The following is an 18,583-nucleotide window of genomic DNA, read 5'->3' on the forward strand; positions in this document are numbered from 1 at the left end:
TTCCGGTAAGAATTCTGAATAGTGAACATAAATATGCGGGCGTACAGCCCAGCACCTGCCATCGCGGAGCCCAAATTGGCCTATACATCGCCTGCACGTAAACAGATCCTCACCGCCGCACACTGGGGCCCTATGCTGGTCGAAACCGACGGGCAACGGGTTTACCACTCTCGCGGCGCGCTTGAAACCGGTCATCAAAACTCGCTACAAAGTGCCGTGCCAGACCAGGTTCACAGCAAAGCTCGCGTGGCGTTTCCTATGGCCCGGAAAGGGTTTCTGGCCTCCCCGGATAAGCCGCAGGGAGTTCGCGGTAAAGATGACTATGTCCGCATCAGTTGGGATGATGCCCTGACGTTGATTCACCAGCAGCACAAGCGCATTCGCGAGAGCCACGGCCCGGCGGCCATTTTCTCTGGTTCCTACGGCTGGCGATCCAACGGCGTGCTGCACAAAGCCTCCACGCTGCTTCAGCGCTACATGAGCCTCGCGGGCGGCTATACCGGGCATTCCGGCGACTACTCCACCGGTGCTGCGCAGGTGATCATGCCCTACGTGGTGGGCTCTAACGAGGTTTACCAGCAACAGACCAGCTGGCCGCTGCTGCTTGAGAACAGCGAAGTCGTGGTGCTGTGGAGCGCGAACCCGCTCAACACGCTGAAGATTGCCTGGAATGCCAGCGACGAACAGGGCGTGAAGTTCTTCGAACAGCTAAAAAACAGCGGCAAAACGATCGTCGCCATCGACCCGATGCGCTCTGAAACGGTGGATTTCTTCGGGGAACGAGCCGAATGGATCGCCCCGCATATGGGGACCGACGTAGCGCTGATGCTCGGCATTGCCCACACGCTGGTCATTCGCGGCAGGCACGATACTGCCTTCCTTGCCCGCTGCACTTATGGCTATGACAAATTTGAATCTTACCTGCTCGGCAACACGGACGGGACGCCTAAAAGCGCGGCCTGGGCGGCTGAGATCTGCGGCATCCCCGCGGTAACCATCGAAAATCTGGCCGATCTTTTCAGCCGCAACCGCACCATGCTGATGGCGGGCTGGGGTATGCAGCGCCAGCAATACGGCGAACAGAAACACTGGATGCTGGTCACGCTGGCCGCCATGCTGGGCCAGATTGGCACCCCGGGCGGCGGCTTTGGCCTTTCCTACCACTTCGCCAACGGCGGCAACCCCACCCGCAGCGCAGCGGTTCTCGGTTCCCTGCAGGGCTCTCTTAAAGGCGGCACCGATGCCGTGGAGAAAATCCCCGTGGCGCGCATCGTCGAAGCGCTGGAAAACCCCGGCAGGGATTACCAGCACAACGGGCAACGGCACACCTTCCCGGACATTCGTATGCTGTGGTGGGCCGGCGGCAGTAACTTCACCCATCATCAGGACACCAACCGCCTTGCCGCAGCCTGGCAAAGGCCTGAGCTGATCGTTATCTCCGAATGTTTCTGGACGGCGGCGGCAAAACACGCCGATATCGTTCTGCCGGTGACCACTTCGTTCGAGCGGAACGACATGACGATGACCGGTGATTACAGCAATCAGCATCTGGTCCCCATGAAACAGGTCGTCGCCCCGCAGGGAGAAGCGAGAAATGACTTTGATATTTTTGCAGAGCTAAGCGAACGATGGGAATCCGGCGGTGAAGCACGGTTCAGCGAAGGGAAAAGTGAGCTTGAATGGCTGGAGTCTTTCTATGATATCGCCCGTCAGCGTGGCGCTACGCAGCAGATCGAGCTCCCGGACTTCAGGGAGTTCTGGGCAGCTAACCAACTGATAGAAATGCCAGAAAATGCGAAAAATGCCGAATTTATTCGCTTTGCCGCTTTTCGGGACGATCCTGAGGCAAACCCACTCAAAACGCCGAGCGGTAAAATTGAGATCTACTCTGAGCGCATCGCCAGCTTTGGCTATGCCGACTGCCCGCCGCATCCAAGCTGGCTGGCACCGGACGAATGGCAGGGCAATGCCGCCTCCGGTCAGCTACAGCTACTTTCATCCCATCCGGCTCACCGCCTGCACAGCCAGCTGAACTATGCCGGACTGCGCGACCAATACGTCATCGCCGGGCGAGAGCCTATTACGCTGCACCCGATTGACGCTAAAGCGCGCGGCATCGCTCACGGAGATTTAGTGCGGGTATGGAACGCTCGCGGGCAGGTGCTGGTTGGCGCTCAGGTAACCGATGGCATCAGGCCCGGCGTGGTGTGTATCCACCAGGGCGCATGGCCCGATCTGGATGAAGACCGGCTGTGTAAAAACGGCGCGGTTAACGTCCTCACCATGGATATTCCGTCTTCGCGGCTGGCCAATGGCTGCGCGGCAAATAACTCCCTCGTCTGGGCGGAGAAATTTACTGGTCCTGCTCCTGTCGTGACGGCGTTTGATCCGCCTGCCAGTTCATAATCCACGTCGGGTGCTGCGTTTCTTCCTGCCAAGCGCTCTCTTCAATATGAAAGCCGTGGCGGTGGTAGAAATGCACCGCCCGGCGATTTTTTTGATACACCTCGAGACTTAAGGCCGGGTATTCCGCCTTCACCTTCGCCAGCAATTCGCCGCCGATCCCCTGCCCGGCAAAAGAAGGCGCCACGAACAGCGCGCCGATAAACTGCCGATCCATCACGCTGATAAACCCCACCATCTGCTGCTGGTGCAGATAAACCCACGTTTTTGACTGAGGAATATAGACATTGCGTACCAGGTTGAGGCTTTCGTACCAGTAGCTTTCCGGGATAAACGGATGGCCGTCGATAGTACTTTCCAGCCAGAGCGCCATGAGCGCATCCATTTCCCCAATGTTAAACAGCTGCATCATTGGCGAAAATCAGGGTGGCAGAAGCAGCCCGTCACATGGTCATTGACCAGGCCGCAGGCTTGCATAAACGAATAGCAGATTGTCGATCCCACAAACTTAAACCCACGTTTTTTTAGCGCTTTAGACAGCGCATCTGACGTCGGCGTAATGGCCGGGACCTCGCTGAGTGAAGCGGCATGCGACACCTTAGGCGTATGGTCGACAAATCCCCAGACAAAATCCGGGAAGCTCTCGCCGTTAGCTTCCATCGCGAGGAAAGCTTTGGCGTTGGTGATGATCGCCTCGATTTTCCCTCGGTGGCGAATAATGCCGGCATCCTGCATCAGCACATCCACCTCTTCCGGCTGAATCAACGCCACGGCATAGGGGTCAAAATGCCTGAAACGCTGGCGGTAATTTTCGCGTTTTTTCAACACGGTGATCCACGACAGCCCGGCCTGCTGGCCTTCCAGGCAAATCATCTCAAAGAGCTTCTGCCCGTCGGTAACCGGCACGCCCCATTCTGTGTCGTGATACTCCAGATACAGCGGATCCTGAGTGACCCAGCCACAACGTTCCATTTAGCTCTCCCTGTAACCTACCGAGCGCGGGTAAATTTTACTTTCTGACAATAGTGAATCCGGGATATTTCGCAACCCTGAATGAGATCAAAGAAAGGGCACTTAACACCGGTAATTTTGCAAAATGTTAACTATGTCTCACTTATGATTTAACATTTGATATACAGCAAATACGCACATCACAATGATAGCGAGCACTAACAGACAAAGCATAAAGTGCAACGGAAAGGCCGTTCATACCGTTTCAGAGGCACTTCATTCCGTTCTTCATGCATTTCATGCCGTTTTTTCCTGGAATAAACGGCGCTTCGCTATCGTAGGCGGCAGATAACTTCCCTTAGATTCGCAGGACATCTGCCATGAACACTGCCACCTACAACCGTACTCGCTGGTTAACCCTCATCGGAACCATCATTACTCAGTTCGCGCTGGGTTCCGTTTATACCTGGAGCCTGTTCAATAGCGCGCTGTCCCAGAAACTGGACGCGCCAATCAGCCAGGTCGCCTTCTCCTTCGGCCTGCTGAGCCTTGGCCTCGCCATCTCTTCTTCCGTGGCGGGCAAACTGCAGGACCGCTTTGGCGTGCGTAAAGTCACCATGGCGGCGGGTGTGCTGCTCGGAGCCGGATTGTTCTTCACCGCACATGCCAACAACCTGATGATGCTCTGGCTCACGGCGGGCGTGCTGGTTGGCCTGGCGGACGGCGCTGGCTACCTGCTGACGCTGTCGAACTGCGTGAAGTGGTTCCCGGAACGTAAAGGCCTGATTTCTGCCTTCTCCATCGGCGCCTATGGCCTCGGCAGCCTCGGTTTTAAATACATTGATACCCACCTGCTGGCGGCCTACGGCCTGGAAAACACCTTTATGATTTGGGGTGGCCTGGCGATGGTGATGGTGCTGTTCGGCGCCACCATGATGAAAGATGCTCCGCTGCAGGAAACTAAATCCGTAAACGGCGCGGCAAAAACCGATTTCACTCTCGCTGAATCTATGCGCCAGCCGCAATACTGGATGCTGGCTCTGATGTTCCTCACCGCCTGCATGAGCGGCCTGTACGTTATCGGCGTTGCAAAAGATATCGCTCAGGGCATGGTTCACCTGGATGCAATGTCCGCAGCCAACGCGGTCACCGTTATCTCCATTGCTAACCTTAGCGGCCGCCTGGTGCTCGGTATCCTGTCCGATAAAATTGCTCGTATCCGCGTGATAACTATTGGTCAGGTGATTTCTCTGGTCGGTATGGCTGCCCTGCTGTTTGCCCCACTCAACGAAGCCACCTTCTTTGCGGCCATCGCCTGCGTTGCCTTTAACTTTGGCGGCACCATCACCGTTTACCCTTCGCTGGTCAGCGAATTCTTTGGCCTGAACAATCTGACCAAAAACTACGGCGTGATTTACCTGGGCTTCGGCATCGGCAGTATCTGCGGCTCCATCATCGCCTCGCTGTTCGGCGGCTTCTACGTGACCTTCTGCGTTATCTTCGCGCTGTTGATTCTGTCGCTGGCAATTTCCACCACGATTCGCCAGCCGGTACGTGCGGTACTCAATCACAAGCACGCTCACGCCTGATAGCCTCGTCACACCCATATTAAGGCCGCCGAATAAGGCGGCCTTAACGCAATTCATCCCCGCCTCGTTTGCCCTCTTCAAACAAAAACACAACCACAGCAATGAAATAACCGTCTTTGGGGAGACTTTTTCACCACAAGCTGTATTATCCCGGCCAGGATAAATCCCCTTCTAACCGCCTTATCCTCTTTTCACGCGTCAGGCCAGCAGAGGGATGTCTCTCCTAAGACAACATTTGCTATCCAGAACAGTCCCACAGAGAAACGAGCATCATGGTACAAAAAACCAGCCGAAAATCGCTCTGGACATATCTTTATGTCACATTGCTTCTTATTGCAGCCCTGATCATCATTGCGGGTAACTCTCCGCGCGATATCTACCCTCTTGTTATCGCGGCAAGCACCTTCATTTTTACCTGCGGACTGTTTTATTTACTCTCCGCCAGAGTCATTTTTGCCGTCGGGACCAGCAGCCTGCTGGTGATCCTGCTGCAATTTTGTAACCAGCTTAAGGTCCACTATTACAAGGACCAGCTGCTGTTTAGCGATTTTTACCTGATGGCCGATCCGGCCAATGCGGGCACGCTGCTGCATTATCCTTCCGCCGGTATCGCCGTTGCGGCAATGATAGCGCTGCTTATCCTGACGATTATCATCAGCTGGCGCGCCGTACCGCGGCGGAAAGGAATGCTCGCCCCGCTGATTGCCCTCGGCGTGATGCTGGGCTCGGCGTCGACGCTTAGCCACAGCGTACTGAAGAATCAGCACGACTGGGCCACCAAACTGCCTGGCGGAACCGGCGTGCTGTCAAACCTGGCGCTGTCAGGTATCCAGGCCAGCTATGACGCGCCAACGTTCCCTCAGGCAACGTCTCAAGAATTTATTTCCCGCGCGGCAGCGCTGAATAACAAGACAACCGCCTCAGCCAGCGTGAAGCCTGATATCGTTCTGCTGCTGCAGGAATCAACGGTGGATCCGCGCCTGTATAAAGTGCCTGATCCTAAATTACTGCCGCACTTCTCTATGTTTGAGCAGGACAATAAGGTGAAAGCCCACACGCTGATGCGCGTGCAAACCTTCGGGGGCGGCACCTGGCTGTCTGAGTTCGCAGCCTTAACCGGAATGCGCAGCGATGATTTCGGGGCGTTGAAAAATTCGGTGTTTTATTCCGCGGTCGATCACGTTAACGACAGCCTGTTTAAGCAGATGAAAGACAACGGTTATTACACCGTGGTTCTGACGCCATTCAACAAATCGGCCTATAACGCCGGTCACGCCTACACCATGATGGGCGTGGATAAAATTATCCAGCCGCAGGAGTTGGGCTACCCGGGTGATTTGGCAGATAACCTGTGGCACATTCCCACCGCAGATGTCCTGAGCTATGTTAAAAAGCTCCTTGCCAGCCACACCGATAAACCTGTATTTGTTTATGCCTTAACAATGTATGAACACGGCCCTTATGACGCAGGGCATGCCGATGATTACCAGCTCACATCGGCGATGAAGAATAAGGATGCGGCCGGGAAATTCAGCCATTACGTTGAAAAGATTAAAAACTCAGAAACCGCGCTGGCTGACTTCTTCCAGTTTGTTGACCAACGCCCGCGTCCGACCATGTTTATGTATTTTGGCGACCACCAGCCAGCCATAGACTGGGCCAATGGATACACCACGGAACAGGATGATCCGGTCCATCTTTCACAATTCAGCCTGCGGGATAATTTTAATGCCCCGCCGGTGGCTGACCTGGGCGCCATTACCGATATTGCTTTCCTTGGGGGTATGTTGCTCGAACAGGCCCAGCTAAAAGTGTCGCCGTTCTATCAGGCCAATATCGACATGCGCCATTTGTGCCAGGGCAGGCTGAATGATTGCCCGGACACAACGCTGTTTAATAGCTACAGGCATTATGTCTACGATGAACTGCATGCGGCCTCGAAACCCTGATTCTCTTTGCTAAGCAGACGGCAAAAAGACCCCGGCCTAAAACTGGGGTCTTTTTTTGTTAAAAACCGGCCATTTTCTTCGAATTTTGCCCTCTCGCCAGGAATCATCTTCGTTTCACAAGCTTTTCAGAACTAGCTGGCGACTCCACGGTCTGAATAGCGCTAATATTTTTATATCGCCTGGATGCCCTGCATGAATTACATAAAAACATTGTCCCAGCAAAAACTGTGTCTCTTGCTGGGGGTATACATTGGCTGGTTTTTGAATATCTCTGTTTTCTACCAACGTTTTGATAGCCGTGCCCAGGTCTTCATCGCCTGGAAGGGCCTGGCCGCCGCCGCAGAGTTTTTCGCCTGCCTGCTGGTGACGTTTTTCCTGTTACGCCTGCTGTCGCTCTTTGGCCGCAATCTCTGGCGAGTGCTGGCCTCCTTCGTGGTGCTGTGTTCCGTGGCCGCCAGCTACTACATGACCTTCTTCAACGTGGTAATTGGCTACGGCATTATTGCCTCGGTAATGACCACCGATATCGATCTTTCTAAAGAGGTTGTGGGCTACCACTTTGCCATCTGGATGACGCTGGTCAGCGCTATCCCGCTGTTCCTTATCTGGTTCAATAGCGCCCAGGACACGCTGCTTCAGCAGTTGAAAACCCCCGGCCAGCGCATCAAAAACATCGCTATCCTGCTTTGTGCGGGCCTGCTGGTTTGGGCCCCGCTGCGAATGCTAGGCGAAATGCAGTCCAACGACGAGCATGGCTCAACGACGGATATGGCAAGCTACGGCGGCGTGGTGGCCAGCTCCTATGTGCCGGTCAACTGGGTCTCTTCCCTGGGGCTTTTTGCCTGGGCGAATGCCGACGAATCCACCGGCAACGGTTCGCTGATGAACCCGACGAAAAAGTTCACCTACGTCACGCCGCCCGGGCTGGACGACGCTTATGTGGTGTTTATTATTGGCGAAACCACGCGCTGGGATCATATGGGAATATTTGGCTATGGCCGTGACACCACGCCAAACCTCGCCAAAGAGAAAAACCTGGTCGCTTTCCGCGGGGAGTCCTGCGACACCGCCACCAAACTCTCGCTACGCTGCATGTTCGTCCGCGAAGGTGGGGCAGAAGATAACCCTCAGCGTACGCTGAAAGAGCAAAACATCTTCGCGGTCTTAAAACAGCTGGGGTTTAGCGCCGACCTTTATGCCATGCAGAGCGAAATTTGGTTCTACAAAAACGCCATGCCGGACACCCTTGCCTTCCGCGAACAAATCGCCGCCGAGCCCCGCAATCGCGGTAAAACAGTGGACGACATGCTGCTGGTTGATGAAATGAAGCAATCCCTCGAGCAGAATCCTGACGGCAAACATCTGATAATTCTGCATACCAAAGGTTCCCACTTCTCCTATGCCCAGCGCTACCCGCGCAGCTTCGCGAAATGGACGCCAGAATGCATTGATATTGGCAAAGGCTGTTCAAAGGAGATGCTGATTAACGCCTTTGATAATTCGGTCCTGTATGTCGATACGATGATAGACAGCGTGCTCGACCAGCTTCGCGATAAGAAAGCGATAGTCTTCTACGCCGCCGACCACGGCGAATCCATCAGCGATTCCATGCACCTGCACGGCACGCCGCGTAAAATGGCACCGCCGGAACAATTCCGCGTCCCGCTGCTGGTTTGGGCCTCGGATAAATACCTGGCCAATCCAACGGCTGCCGACGCCTTTAAACATCTGCAAGAGCAGGCAGCAATGAAGATGCCGCATCGCCACGTTGAGTTGTTCGACACCATTCTCGGTTGCCTGGGCTACACCTCGCCTAACGGCGGGATTAATCAGAATAACAACTGGTGCCACGTGCCGGATAAAGCCGTGAATTAATATCCACGCCGCATCCAACAATTAAATAAAACACTCCGTTCTACGGAGTGTTTTTATATTTTGAACCTCGCCGTTTATTCGCCTCAGTTTCTGCCAGTTTTGCCTCTGCCAAGCCCGATTAATTCATCGTATTTGGTTATGGAAAAGCGTGGTTTTTTGCGCCGCCGCTTATGATGGCAGACAGCATTTTCCGCTGTGAGCGATGCAGATCACAAAATAAATCGTGCAACAATTCATCGTTTAACACAAAATTTTACCTATTCCGGACAATCGGTTCGCGCTATAGGTTGCAAATTAAGCAGTGCAATATTCTGGTAACAAGCCTGTAGCATAAATTTCCCTGCTGGAAATGTCCCCGGAAGGTTTTTTTAATCTTTGCCCGCCGAATCCCACCTTGCTTGTAAATCCCCGTGACCTGTATTGACGTTTCCTTAATCTGTTGACAGATTGTAGGACGAGAGGGGCTATTTACGGACCGTCTGTGCTACCTCCATGCATGACTCGCGAAAGGAACTGCTAGCCTCACCACCGCCTCCGGGCACACCGTACCGACCACCCACAAATAACAATGGTCAGACGGTTACAAAACACAACACGACACATAATTGGAGCAGAATAATGAGTATTTCCTTGAAGAAGTCAGGGATGCTGAAATTTGGTCTGAGCCTGGTTGCCATGACCGTTGCAGCAAGCGTACAAGCCAAAACCCTGGTTTACTGTTCAGAAGGTTCCCCAGAGGGCTTTAACCCACAGCTGTTCACTTCCGGCACGACTTACGATGCCAGCTCCGTACCGATTTATAACCGTCTGGTGGAATTTAAAACCGGCACCACCGAAATCATCCCAGGCCTGGCTGAAAAATGGGACGTTAGCCCGGACGGTAAAACCTACACCTTCCACCTGCGTAAAGGCGTGAAGTGGCAGGACAATAAAGACTTCAAACCGACTCGCGATTTCAACGCCGACGACGTTGTATTCTCCTTTGACCGTCAGAAAAACAAAGACAACCCGTATCACAAAGTCTCTGGCGGCAGCTACGAATACTTCGAAGGTATGGGCCTGCCTGACCTGATCACCGAGATCAAGAAAGTCGACGATAACACCGTGCAGTTCGTGCTGGCGCGTCCAGAAGCGCCGTTCCTCGCGGACATGGCCATGGACTTCGCCTCTATTCTTTCTAAAGAATATGCGGACAACATGATGAAAGCCGGCACCCCGGAAAAAACAGACCTGAACCCAATCGGTACCGGTCCATTCCAGCTGCTGCAGTACCAGAAAGACTCCCGTATTCTGTATAAAGCCTTCCCGGGCTACTGGGGTACCAAGCCGCAGATCGATCGCCTGGTCTTCTCCATCACGCCAGACGCTTCCGTGCGTTACGCCAAGCTGCAGAAAAACGAATGTCAGGTGATGCCGTTCCCGAACCCGGCCGACATCGCCCGCATGAAAGAAGACAAGAACATCAATCTGATGGAACAGGCTGGCCTGAACGTGGGCTACGTCTCCTTCAACACCGAGAAGAAGCCGTTTGACGACGTGAAAGTGCGTCAGGCGCTGACCTACGCGGTGAACAAAGAAGCGATCATCAAAGCCGTTTATCAGGGCGCGGGCACCGCGGCTAAAAACCTGATCCCACCAACCATGTGGGGCTACAACGATGACGTGAAGGACTACACCTACGATCCTGAAAAAGCGAAAGCGCTGCTGAAAGAAGCAGGCCAGGATAAAGGCTTCACCGTTGAGCTGTGGGCGATGCCAGTACAGCGTCCATACAACCCGAACGCTCGCCGCATGGCTGAGATGATTCAGGCTGACTGGGCGAAAATCGGCGTACAGGCCAAGATCGTGACCTACGAGTGGGGCGAGTATCTGAAGCGTGCTAAAGCCGGTGAACACCAGGCCGTAATGATGGGCTGGACCGGCGACAATGGGGATCCGGATAACTTCTTCGCCACCCTGTTCAGCTGCGCCGCAGCGAAAGACGGTTCCAACTACTCTCGCTGGTGCTACAAGCCGTTTGAAGATCTGATTCAGCCGGCTCGCGCCACCGACGACCACAACAAGCGTGTTGAACTGTACAAACAGGCTCAGGTTGTGATGCACGATCAGGCGCCAGCGCTGATCATCGCTCACTCCACTGTGTTCGAGCCAGTGCGTAAAGAAGTTAAAGGCTACGTGGTTGATCCACTGGGCAAACACCACTTCGAAAACGTGTCCGTCGAATAATAAAAGTAACGTGCTTTATTCCCTCTCCCCCGTGGGGAGAGGGGAAACATTTGTGAGCAATACAGACGGAACAGTTACCAGGCTTTCCGTCACTACAGAGAATCCGGGATATGCTGCAGTTCATCCTCCGACGACTGGGGTTAGTCATCCCCACGTTTATAGGTATTACCCTACTCACCTTCGCTTTCGTGCATATGATCCCCGGAGACCCGGTGATGATCATGGCCGGAGAGCGCGGTATTTCTCCTGAGCGTCATGCCCAACTGCTGGCCGAGATGGGTCTCGACAAGCCAATGTGGCAGCAGTACCTCCATTACATCTGGGGCGTAATGCATGGCGATCTAGGCATTTCATTAAAGAGCCGCCTCCCGGTTTGGGATGAGTTCGTGCCGCGCTTTAAAGCGACGCTGGAACTCGGCATCTGCGCGATGATTTTCGCCGTTGCCGTCGGCATTCCGGTGGGCGTTCTGGCCGCCGTGAAGCGTGGTTCAATCTTCGACCACACCGCCGTTGGCCTCGCGCTGACCGGCTATTCCATGCCAATTTTCTGGTGGGGCATGATGCTTATCATGCTGGTGTCGGTGCACTGGAACCTGACGCCGGTGTCTGGGCGCATCAGCGACACCGTGTTCCTGGATGACTCCCTGCCGCTCACCGGGTTTGCGCTGATAGATACCGCTATCTGGGGCCAGCCGGGTGATTTTATTGACGCCGTCGCCCACATGATTTTGCCTGCCATTGTGCTGGGCACTATTCCGCTGGCGGTTATCGTGCGTATGACCCGCTCTTCCATGCTGGAAGTGCTGGGCGAAGACTACATCCGTACCGCTCGCGCCAAGGGTCTGACCCGCATGCGCGTGATCGTGGTTCATGCCCTGCGCAACGCGATGCTGCCGGTCGTCACGGTTATCGGCCTGCAGGTCGGTACTCTGCTGGCAGGCGCCATCCTGACGGAAACGATCTTCTCCTGGCCGGGTCTTGGCCGCTGGCTCATTGACGCTCTGCAGCGTCGTGACTACCCGGTAGTCCAGGGCGGCGTGCTGCTGGTGGCGACGATGATTATCCTCGTCAACCTGCTGGTAGACCTGCTGTACGGCGTGGTGAACCCGCGTATACGCCATAAGAAATAAGGGGCCATCATGACGCAACTGACAGAAAACAAAGTGGTGGCAGCACCCAAGCCGATGACGCCTTTCCAGGAGTTCTGGCACTACTTCAAACGCAATAAAGGGGCGGTGATCGGCCTGGTGTACGTCGCCATCATGATCTTCATCGCCGTTTTCGCTAACTTCCTCGCGCCCCACGCGCCGGCGGAGCAGTTCCGCGACGCGCTGCTGCACCCGCCGGTGTGGCAGGAAGGCGGGAGCTGGAGCTACATCCTCGGCACCGACGATGTCGGTCGCGATGTGCTTTCCCGCCTGATGTACGGCGCTCGCCTGTCGCTGCTGGTCGGCTGCCTGGTGGTTGTCCTGTCGCTGGTGATGGGGATTGTGCTGGGCCTGGTCGCCGGTTACTTCGGCGGCGTGGTCGACAACATCATCATGCGCGTGGTCGATATCATGCTGGCACTGCCAAGCCTGCTGCTGGCGCTGGTGCTGGTGGCTATCTTCGGCCCGTCCATCGGTAACGCCGCGCTGGCGTTGACCTTCGTGGCGCTGCCGCACTATGTGCGTTTGACCCGCGCCGCAGTGCTGGTGGAAGTGAACCGCGATTACGTGACTGCCTCCCGAGTGGCGGGCGCTGGCCCGGTTCGCCAGATGTTTGTGAATATCTTCCCGAATACCCTTGCGCCGCTGATCGTTCAGGCGTCGCTCGGCTTCTCGAACGCCATTCTCGATATGGCCGCCCTTGGCTTCCTCGGCATGGGTGCGCAGCCGCCAACACCGGAGTGGGGCACCATGCTCGCCGACGTGTTGCAGTTCGCGCAGAGTGCCTGGTGGGTTGTGACCTTCCCGGGTCTGGCAATCCTGCTAACGGTGCTGGCATTTAACCTGATGGGTGACGGTCTGCGTGACGCGCTCGATCCCAAACTGAAGCAGTAAGAGGTTCGAGATGGCGTTATTAAATGTAGATAAATTATCGGTGCATTTCGGCGACGAAGACGCACCGTTCCGTGCCGTGGACCGCATCAGCTATAGCGTGGATCAGGGGCAGGTTGTCGGCATCGTGGGCGAGTCCGGCTCCGGTAAATCCGTCAGCTCGCTGGCGATTATGGGGCTTATTGACTTCCCTGGCCGCGTGATGCCGGAAAAACTGGAATTCAACGGCCGGGATCTGAAGCGCATTTCTGAGAAAGAGCGCCGCAACCTGGTGGGCGCCGAAGTGGCAATGATCTTCCAGGACCCGATGACCAGCCTGAACCCGTGCTACACCGTCGGTTTCCAGATTATGGAAGCCATTAAGGTGCACCAGGGGGGTAACAAGAAAACCCGCCGCCAGCGCGCAATCGACCTGCTGACCCAGGTGGGTATTCCTGACCCGGCTTCACGTCTCGACGTTTACCCGCACCAGCTTTCCGGCGGGATGAGCCAGCGCGTGATGATCGCCATGGCGATTGCCTGTCGTCCTAAGTTGCTGATCGCCGATGAGCCAACCACCGCGCTCGACGTAACTATTCAGGCGCAGATCATCGAACTGCTGCTGGAGCTGCAGCAAAAAGAGAACATGGCGCTGATCCTGATCACCCATGACCTCGCGCTGGTTGCCGAAGCCGCCCATAAAATCATCGTGATGTACGCAGGACAGGTTGTGGAAGCGGGTTCGTCCCACGATATCTTCCGAGCGCCGCGCCACCCGTACACCCAAGCTCTGCTCCGTGCGCTGCCGGAATTTGCTCAGGATAAAGCGCGTCTGGCCTCGCTGCCGGGCGTAGTGCCGGGCAAATACGACCGCCCGAACGGCTGCCTGCTCAACCCACGCTGCCCGTATGCGACCGATAAATGCCGCAGTGAAGAGCCAGCGTTAACCCTGCTGGCAGACGGGCGTCAGTCCAAATGCCACTACCCACTCGATGATGCCGGGAGGCCAACCCTATGAGTACCCAACAGGCCACCTCGCAACCGCTGTTGCAGGCCATCGACCTGAAAAAACATTACCCGGTGAAGAAGGGCTTTTTCGCCCCTGAACGCCTGGTGAAAGCGCTGGACGGCGTGAGCTTCACCCTCGAGCGCGGTAAAACGCTGGCGGTCGTCGGCGAATCCGGCTGCGGGAAATCTACCCTTGGTCGCCTACTGACCATGATCGAAGTCCCGACCGGAGGGGAGCTTTACTACCAGGGCCAGGATCTGCTGATCCCGGACGCCTCGGCGGAAAAGCTGCGTCGGCAGAAAATCCAGATCGTCTTCCAGAACCCTTATGGCTCGCTGAACCCACGTAAAAAAGTGGGGCAGATCCTGGAAGAGCCGCTGCAAATCAACACCGGCCTGAGTAAAGCCGAGCGTCGCGAAAAAGCGCTGGAGATGATGGCGAAAGTGGGTCTAAAAACCGAGCACTACGACCGCTATCCGCACATGTTCTCCGGTGGCCAGCGCCAGCGTATCGCTATCGCCCGAGGCCTGATGCTAGACCCGGACGTGGTGATTGCCGATGAGCCGGTCTCCGCGCTCGACGTGTCGGTGCGTGCTCAGGTACTGAACCTGATGATGGATTTGCAGCAGGATCTGGGGCTGTCCTACGTGTTCATCTCCCACGACCTGTCGGTAGTGGAGCACATCGCCGATGAAGTGATGGTGATGTACCTGGGCCGCTGCGTGGAGAAAGGCAGCAAAGAGCAGATCTTCTCTAACCCTCGCCACCCGTACACCCAGGCGCTGCTGTCCGCCACGCCACGCCTGAACCCGGACGAACGTCGCGAACGCATCAAGCTGACCGGCGAGCTGCCAAGCCCGCTGAACCCGCCGCCGGGCTGCGCCTTTAACGCCCGCTGCAGTCGTCGCTTCGGGCCATGCACCCAGCTCCAGCCGCAGCTGAAAGATTACGGCAACGGCCAGCTGGTGGCGTGTTTTGCGGTTGACCAGGATGTGAACGGGGAACAGCGTTAATCCTTTTTACCCTCTCCCTTTTGGGGGAGGGTATCCAACGATGCCAATGATTCAATACATATTTTTATCAAAATTGAAATTTCACCTGCATTATTCCCCCACAGAAACAGTGAAATCATAAATCCTGCATTTATTCGCCGCCGCTGACTGCGTAAATTGTGATCCCTGTCACTCATGTAGCCTCTACGGAAGCGCATTACTATGCTGAATAATAAAGATAAACCTGCTACATCCCCGTGGATTGCGGTCTTTTCCCTGACCGTAGCCTGCTTTGTCATGGTCACCACCGAGTTTTTGCCCATCGGTTTGCTGACCAACATCGCACCCTCCCTCAACGTCTCCACCGGTACCGCCGGGCTGATGGTCACCATGCCGGGCATTGTTGCCGCCGTCGCAGCCCCGGTCCTGAGTCTGGCTTCGGGCAGCCTCGACCGTCGCCTGCTGATGCTTGGCCTGTCGCTGCTGTTGGTGGTCTCAAACCTGGTGTCTGCTCTGGCCGTCAACTTTCCGATGATGCTGCTGGGCCGCGTGCTGCTCGGCATCTGCGTCGGCGGGTTCTGGTCTTTTTCAATGAACTATGGCCGACATCTTGTGCCGGAGGCAAGCCAGGGACGCGCGGTGGCCTTGATCGTCAGCGGCGTGTCCATCGGCGCGGTTTGCGGCGTTCCTGCTGGGGCATTAATCGGGGACCTGCTCGGCTGGCGCTCGGCGTTCTTTGCCAGCGCCGGGCTGGCGGCCATCACCCTGCTGGCTCAGTTACGCCTGCTGACGCCGGTTCCACCGAGCCGCGCCATGACCGTCCAGGACTTGCTGTCTCCGCTGCGTCTGCCGATGGCACGTATTGGGTTAATCGCCATCGTGCTGCTGTTTGTGGGCCACTTCTCAGCCTATACCTACCTGCGCCCGCTGCTGCAGCAGGTCTTTGTTCTCAGCCCCTCGACGATCACCTTCCAGCTACTGGCCTACGGGGCGGTTGGACTGCTGGGCACCTTTATCGGCGAGCGTCTGGCGGAACACAGCCTGCGCGCGACCTTTATTCTGGTGACGGCGATGCTGGCCATTATCCTGATCGTTTCACCGCTGCTCAGCGGCCTGGCGGGTGCCACGGTAATGGTGCTGGTGTGGGGCCTGGCCTTTGGGGCCGTGCCGGTTTGCGCGACAAACTGGATGTTTGAAGCGGTGCCAGATGCGCCAGAAGCCGGCCAGTCGCTGCTGGTCACAGTGATTCAGATTGCCCTGGCATCTGGTGCCCTGCTAGGTGGTGAAGTCGTAGACTGGCACGGCGTCAGCAGCGCGATGCTGTTTGGCGGCGCGCTGATGCTCTCAGCCACGCTGGTTTTTGGCCTCTCCTTGCGCAGTCGAATGATTAACGCTAAACAATGTGGATGATTGTTTACGTGGATAAACAAAACCCTGTCTGAGACAGGGTTTTTCATTGAGGCTTTGTATGGATCACCACTTACTGGCAATTCGCGTGTTTAATCGCGTGGTTGAAACAGGCGGGTTTACCCGTGCCGCCGACTCCCTGCGTATGCCGAAGACCACCGTCACCAAACTGATTCAAAACCTTGAAAATCATCTTAAAATCAAGCTCTTTCAGCGCACGACCCGCAGCGTATCGGTCACTAAAGAGGGCGAATGCTATTACCGCCGTACAGTCAAATGGCTGGCCGACCTGGAGCAGATGGAAGGCAGCATGACCGAGTCGCAAAGCGAACCTCAAGGTGTGCTGCGTGTGGATGCCGCAGGATCGTTATCCCGCCAACTGCTGATTCCCGCCCTGCCGGAATTTCTTGAACGCTATCCGGAGATCTCCATTGATCTTGGCGTCAGCGACCGACTGGTGGATTTAATCAACGACAATGCAGACTGCGTTATACGCAGCGGCCCGCTGGTTGACTCCACTTTGATTGCCCGCCGCCTGTTTACCATGGACTTAGTTACCTGCGCGACGCCGGACTATTTTAAGCGCTACGGCACGCCAACCCACCCTGAGGAGCTTGAGCAGGGATATCCGCTGGGGTATTACCGCCACGCACGCAACGACCGCATCTATCCCCTGCGCTTTATTGATCGGGGAAAAATCATCGAGGTACAGCAGCGCTACCAGATAAGCGTCAACGAAAGTAACGCTCATCTTGCCGTCGCGCTCTCTGGTGCTGCATTAAGCCAGGTGGTCCGCTTTGCGGCACAGCCGTATCTCGACAGCGGGGAACTGATCGGCGTCCTGGACGACTACCAGCCACCGCCGGAGCAGATATACCTGGTTTACCCGTCCAACCGTCATCTTAGCGCCAGGCTGCGGGTGTTTATCGAATGGGCCGTGGCCCGTTTTACCTGACCAGTATAAAGACGCCACATCGCCTTTTCCCCGCATAAAAATATGTTACTCTCCGCAGGGTTACCCCTCTGGAGACGGCTATGAACGGCAAGGCAGCACGCCCTACGATAAGCGATGTCGCGAAAGCGGCGAAGACCGGGAAGACCAGCGTTTCCCGCTACCTTAACGGCGAGCAGAACGCGCTGTCTGATGACCTTCGTGGGCGCATTGAGCGCGCCATTGCCGATCTCGATTACCGCCCAAGCCAGATGGCGCGAGGCCTGAAAAGAGGCCGCACCCGCCTTATCGGCCTGATCATTGCCGATATCACCAACCCCTACTCGGTTGACGTGCTGAGCGGTATTGAAGCCGCATGCCGCGAGAAAGGCTTTACGCCGCTGGTGTGTAACACCAATAACGAAGTCAATCAGGAGCTGCACTATCTCGACCTGCTGCGCAGCTACCAGGTCGAGGGGATTGTGGTGAACGCGGTCGGGATGCGTGAAGAAGGGCTCAGCCGCCTGCAGCAGTCTGCGCTGCCGATGGTGCTTATTGACCGCAAAATTCCGGGCTTTGCCTGTGACATGGTCGGGCTGGACAACATTCAGGCCACAACAAACGCGACGGAGCATCTGATTGAGCAGGGCTTCGAAGCTATCCTGTTCCTGAGTGAACCGCTGGGAATGGTGAATACCCGACATGAAAGGTTGCGTGCGTTTCGAGGCACAATGTCGAGGCATCCCGGTATCATTGCCGAAAATGCCGAAACGCCGTTGCACCAGCCAGAGCTGATCGACAACACGCTGCGCCAGTTCCACACCCAACATCGAGGCATGCGTAAAGCGGTGATCTCCGCCAACGGGGCGCTAACGCTGCAGGTTGCCCGCGCAATGCGCCGCCTCAGCCTGAGCTGGGGCAGCGATATCGGCCTGCTGGGGTTTGATGAGCTGGAGTGGGCGGAACTTGCCGGCGTCGGCATTACCACCCTGAAACAGCCGACCTGGCAGATAGGCTACGCCGCGCTGGAGCAGGTCGTGAGGCGCATTGAAGGCATCGCTGAAACCGTACGTGAACAGCTATTCTCCGGCGAGCTTATCGTGCGCGGCTCCACCTCTCGCTAAATCTTTTGTTCGTGATGGCGCTCAAAAATTAGCAAGTCTGGTCTTTTCTTTGGAACCGGTTCCATTTAGCGTAAATAACATCAGTCGTTCGTTGTTATCGCCTGGAGAC

Annotated in this window: 14 protein-coding genes; 12 read left to right on the forward strand and 2 right to left on the reverse strand. The window is 56.0% G+C overall.

Going from position 1 to position 18,583, the window contains the following annotated elements:
* Nucleotides 1–33: 33 nt before the first annotated feature.
* Complete coding sequence (locus tag ACR6JA_RS16575) at nt 34–2,406, forward strand: molybdopterin guanine dinucleotide-containing S/N-oxide reductase (protein WP_494494245.1); 2,373 nt, start codon at nt 34–36, stop codon at nt 2,404–2,406.
* On the opposite strand, the gene ACR6JA_RS16580 is transcribed toward ACR6JA_RS16575, so the two are convergent.
* Entirely contained in the window at nt 2,354–2,815 is a 462-nt protein-coding gene (locus ACR6JA_RS16580; protein WP_213713545.1) for an N-acetyltransferase, read from the reverse strand. The genes ACR6JA_RS16575 and ACR6JA_RS16580 overlap by 53 nt on opposite strands.
* Nucleotides 2,812–3,375 carry a DNA-3-methyladenine glycosylase I gene (gene tag, locus ACR6JA_RS16585; RefSeq protein ID WP_213713543.1) on the reverse strand — a complete coding sequence of 188 codons (564 nt, stop codon included), beginning with the start codon at nt 3,373–3,375 and terminating at the stop codon, nt 2,812–2,814. The genes ACR6JA_RS16580 and tag overlap by 4 nt, the downstream gene beginning before the upstream one ends.
* Before the next feature lie 359 nt (nt 3,376–3,734).
* Between tag and ACR6JA_RS16590 the strand changes: the two genes are divergently transcribed.
* The 11 genes from ACR6JA_RS16590 to ACR6JA_RS16640 all read left to right on the forward strand — a co-directional run bounded on the left by ACR6JA_RS16590 (nt 3,735) and on the right by ACR6JA_RS16640 (nt 18,474).
* On the forward strand, nt 3,735–4,943 hold the full coding sequence (locus tag ACR6JA_RS16590) for an L-lactate MFS transporter (protein WP_494494205.1): 1,209 nt from the start codon (nt 3,735–3,737) through the stop codon (nt 4,941–4,943).
* 272 nt (nt 4,944–5,215) lie between these two features.
* Nucleotides 5,216–6,892 (forward strand): LTA synthase family protein, encoded by a 1,677-nt coding sequence (locus ACR6JA_RS16595; protein WP_494494206.1) that lies wholly within the window; start codon nt 5,216–5,218, stop codon nt 6,890–6,892.
* A gap of 192 nt (nt 6,893–7,084) precedes the next feature.
* Nucleotides 7,085–8,767, forward strand: a complete 1,683-nt coding sequence (gene eptB / locus ACR6JA_RS16600; protein WP_213713537.1) for a kdo(2)-lipid A phosphoethanolamine 7''-transferase — start codon at nt 7,085–7,087, stop codon at nt 8,765–8,767.
* Nucleotides 8,768–9,385: 618 nt separating this feature from the next.
* Nucleotides 9,386–10,993 carry a dipeptide ABC transporter periplasmic-binding protein DppA gene (gene dppA / locus ACR6JA_RS16605; protein ID WP_494494207.1) on the forward strand — a complete coding sequence of 536 codons (1,608 nt, stop codon included), beginning with the start codon at nt 9,386–9,388 and terminating at the stop codon, nt 10,991–10,993.
* A gap of 110 nt (nt 10,994–11,103) precedes the next feature.
* Nucleotides 11,104–12,123: a dipeptide ABC transporter permease DppB gene (dppB, locus tag ACR6JA_RS16610; RefSeq protein ID WP_008457609.1), complete on the forward strand. Its 1,020-nt coding sequence runs from the start codon at nt 11,104–11,106 to the stop codon at nt 12,121–12,123.
* Between the two features lie 9 nt (nt 12,124–12,132).
* Nucleotides 12,133–13,035 carry a dipeptide ABC transporter permease DppC gene (gene dppC, locus ACR6JA_RS16615; protein WP_213713533.1) on the forward strand — a complete coding sequence of 301 codons (903 nt, stop codon included), beginning with the start codon at nt 12,133–12,135 and terminating at the stop codon, nt 13,033–13,035.
* Nucleotides 13,036–13,045: 10 nt separating this feature from the next.
* Entirely contained in the window at nt 13,046–14,029 is a 984-nt protein-coding gene (dppD, locus tag ACR6JA_RS16620; RefSeq protein ID WP_008457613.1) for a dipeptide ABC transporter ATP-binding protein, read from the forward strand.
* Nucleotides 14,026–15,033: a dipeptide ABC transporter ATP-binding subunit DppF gene (gene dppF / locus ACR6JA_RS16625; protein WP_494494208.1), complete on the forward strand. Its 1,008-nt coding sequence runs from the start codon at nt 14,026–14,028 to the stop codon at nt 15,031–15,033. The genes dppD and dppF overlap by 4 nt, the downstream gene beginning before the upstream one ends.
* A gap of 201 nt (nt 15,034–15,234) precedes the next feature.
* Complete coding sequence (locus tag ACR6JA_RS16630) at nt 15,235–16,422, forward strand: MFS transporter (RefSeq protein WP_213713527.1); 1,188 nt, start codon at nt 15,235–15,237, stop codon at nt 16,420–16,422.
* A 58-nt stretch (nt 16,423–16,480) separates the two neighbouring features.
* Nucleotides 16,481–17,374 carry a LysR family transcriptional regulator gene (locus tag ACR6JA_RS16635; protein WP_494494209.1) on the forward strand — a complete coding sequence of 298 codons (894 nt, stop codon included), beginning with the start codon at nt 16,481–16,483 and terminating at the stop codon, nt 17,372–17,374.
* Between the two features lie 80 nt (nt 17,375–17,454).
* Nucleotides 17,455–18,474: a LacI family DNA-binding transcriptional regulator gene (locus ACR6JA_RS16640; protein ID WP_494494210.1), complete on the forward strand. Its 1,020-nt coding sequence runs from the start codon at nt 17,455–17,457 to the stop codon at nt 18,472–18,474.
* Nucleotides 18,475–18,583: the final 109 nt, after the last annotated feature.

The sequence above is a fragment of the Cedecea sp. B1(4) genome (genome assembly GCF_059414925.1).

Excerpts from the sequence above, each read along its gene's own strand:
- ACR6JA_RS16635 (WP_494494209.1), top strand. The coding sequence starts at position 16,481 with ATGGATCACCACTTACTGGCAATTCGCGTGTTTAATCGCGTGGTTGAA.
- dppB (WP_008457609.1), top strand. The coding sequence starts at position 11,104 with ATGCTGCAGTTCATCCTCCGACGACTGGGGTTAGTCATCCCCACGTTT.
- dppD (WP_008457613.1), top strand. The coding sequence starts at position 13,046 with ATGGCGTTATTAAATGTAGATAAATTATCGGTGCATTTCGGCGACGAA.
- dppF (WP_494494208.1), top strand. The coding sequence starts at position 14,026 with ATGAGTACCCAACAGGCCACCTCGCAACCGCTGTTGCAGGCCATCGAC.
- tag (WP_213713543.1), bottom strand. The coding sequence starts at position 3,375 with ATGGAACGTTGTGGCTGGGTCACTCAGGATCCGCTGTATCTGGAGTAT.
- ACR6JA_RS16630 (WP_213713527.1), top strand. The coding sequence starts at position 15,235 with ATGCTGAATAATAAAGATAAACCTGCTACATCCCCGTGGATTGCGGTC.
- ACR6JA_RS16595 (WP_494494206.1), top strand. The coding sequence starts at position 5,216 with ATGGTACAAAAAACCAGCCGAAAATCGCTCTGGACATATCTTTATGTC.
- dppA (WP_494494207.1), top strand. The coding sequence starts at position 9,386 with ATGAGTATTTCCTTGAAGAAGTCAGGGATGCTGAAATTTGGTCTGAGC.
- dppC (WP_213713533.1), top strand. The coding sequence starts at position 12,133 with ATGACGCAACTGACAGAAAACAAAGTGGTGGCAGCACCCAAGCCGATG.
- eptB (WP_213713537.1), top strand. The coding sequence starts at position 7,085 with ATGAATTACATAAAAACATTGTCCCAGCAAAAACTGTGTCTCTTGCTG.
- ACR6JA_RS16580 (WP_213713545.1), bottom strand. The coding sequence starts at position 2,815 with ATGATGCAGCTGTTTAACATTGGGGAAATGGATGCGCTCATGGCGCTC.
- ACR6JA_RS16575 (WP_494494245.1), top strand. The coding sequence starts at position 34 with ATGCGGGCGTACAGCCCAGCACCTGCCATCGCGGAGCCCAAATTGGCC.
- ACR6JA_RS16590 (WP_494494205.1), top strand. The coding sequence starts at position 3,735 with ATGAACACTGCCACCTACAACCGTACTCGCTGGTTAACCCTCATCGGA.
- ACR6JA_RS16640 (WP_494494210.1), top strand. The coding sequence starts at position 17,455 with ATGAACGGCAAGGCAGCACGCCCTACGATAAGCGATGTCGCGAAAGCG.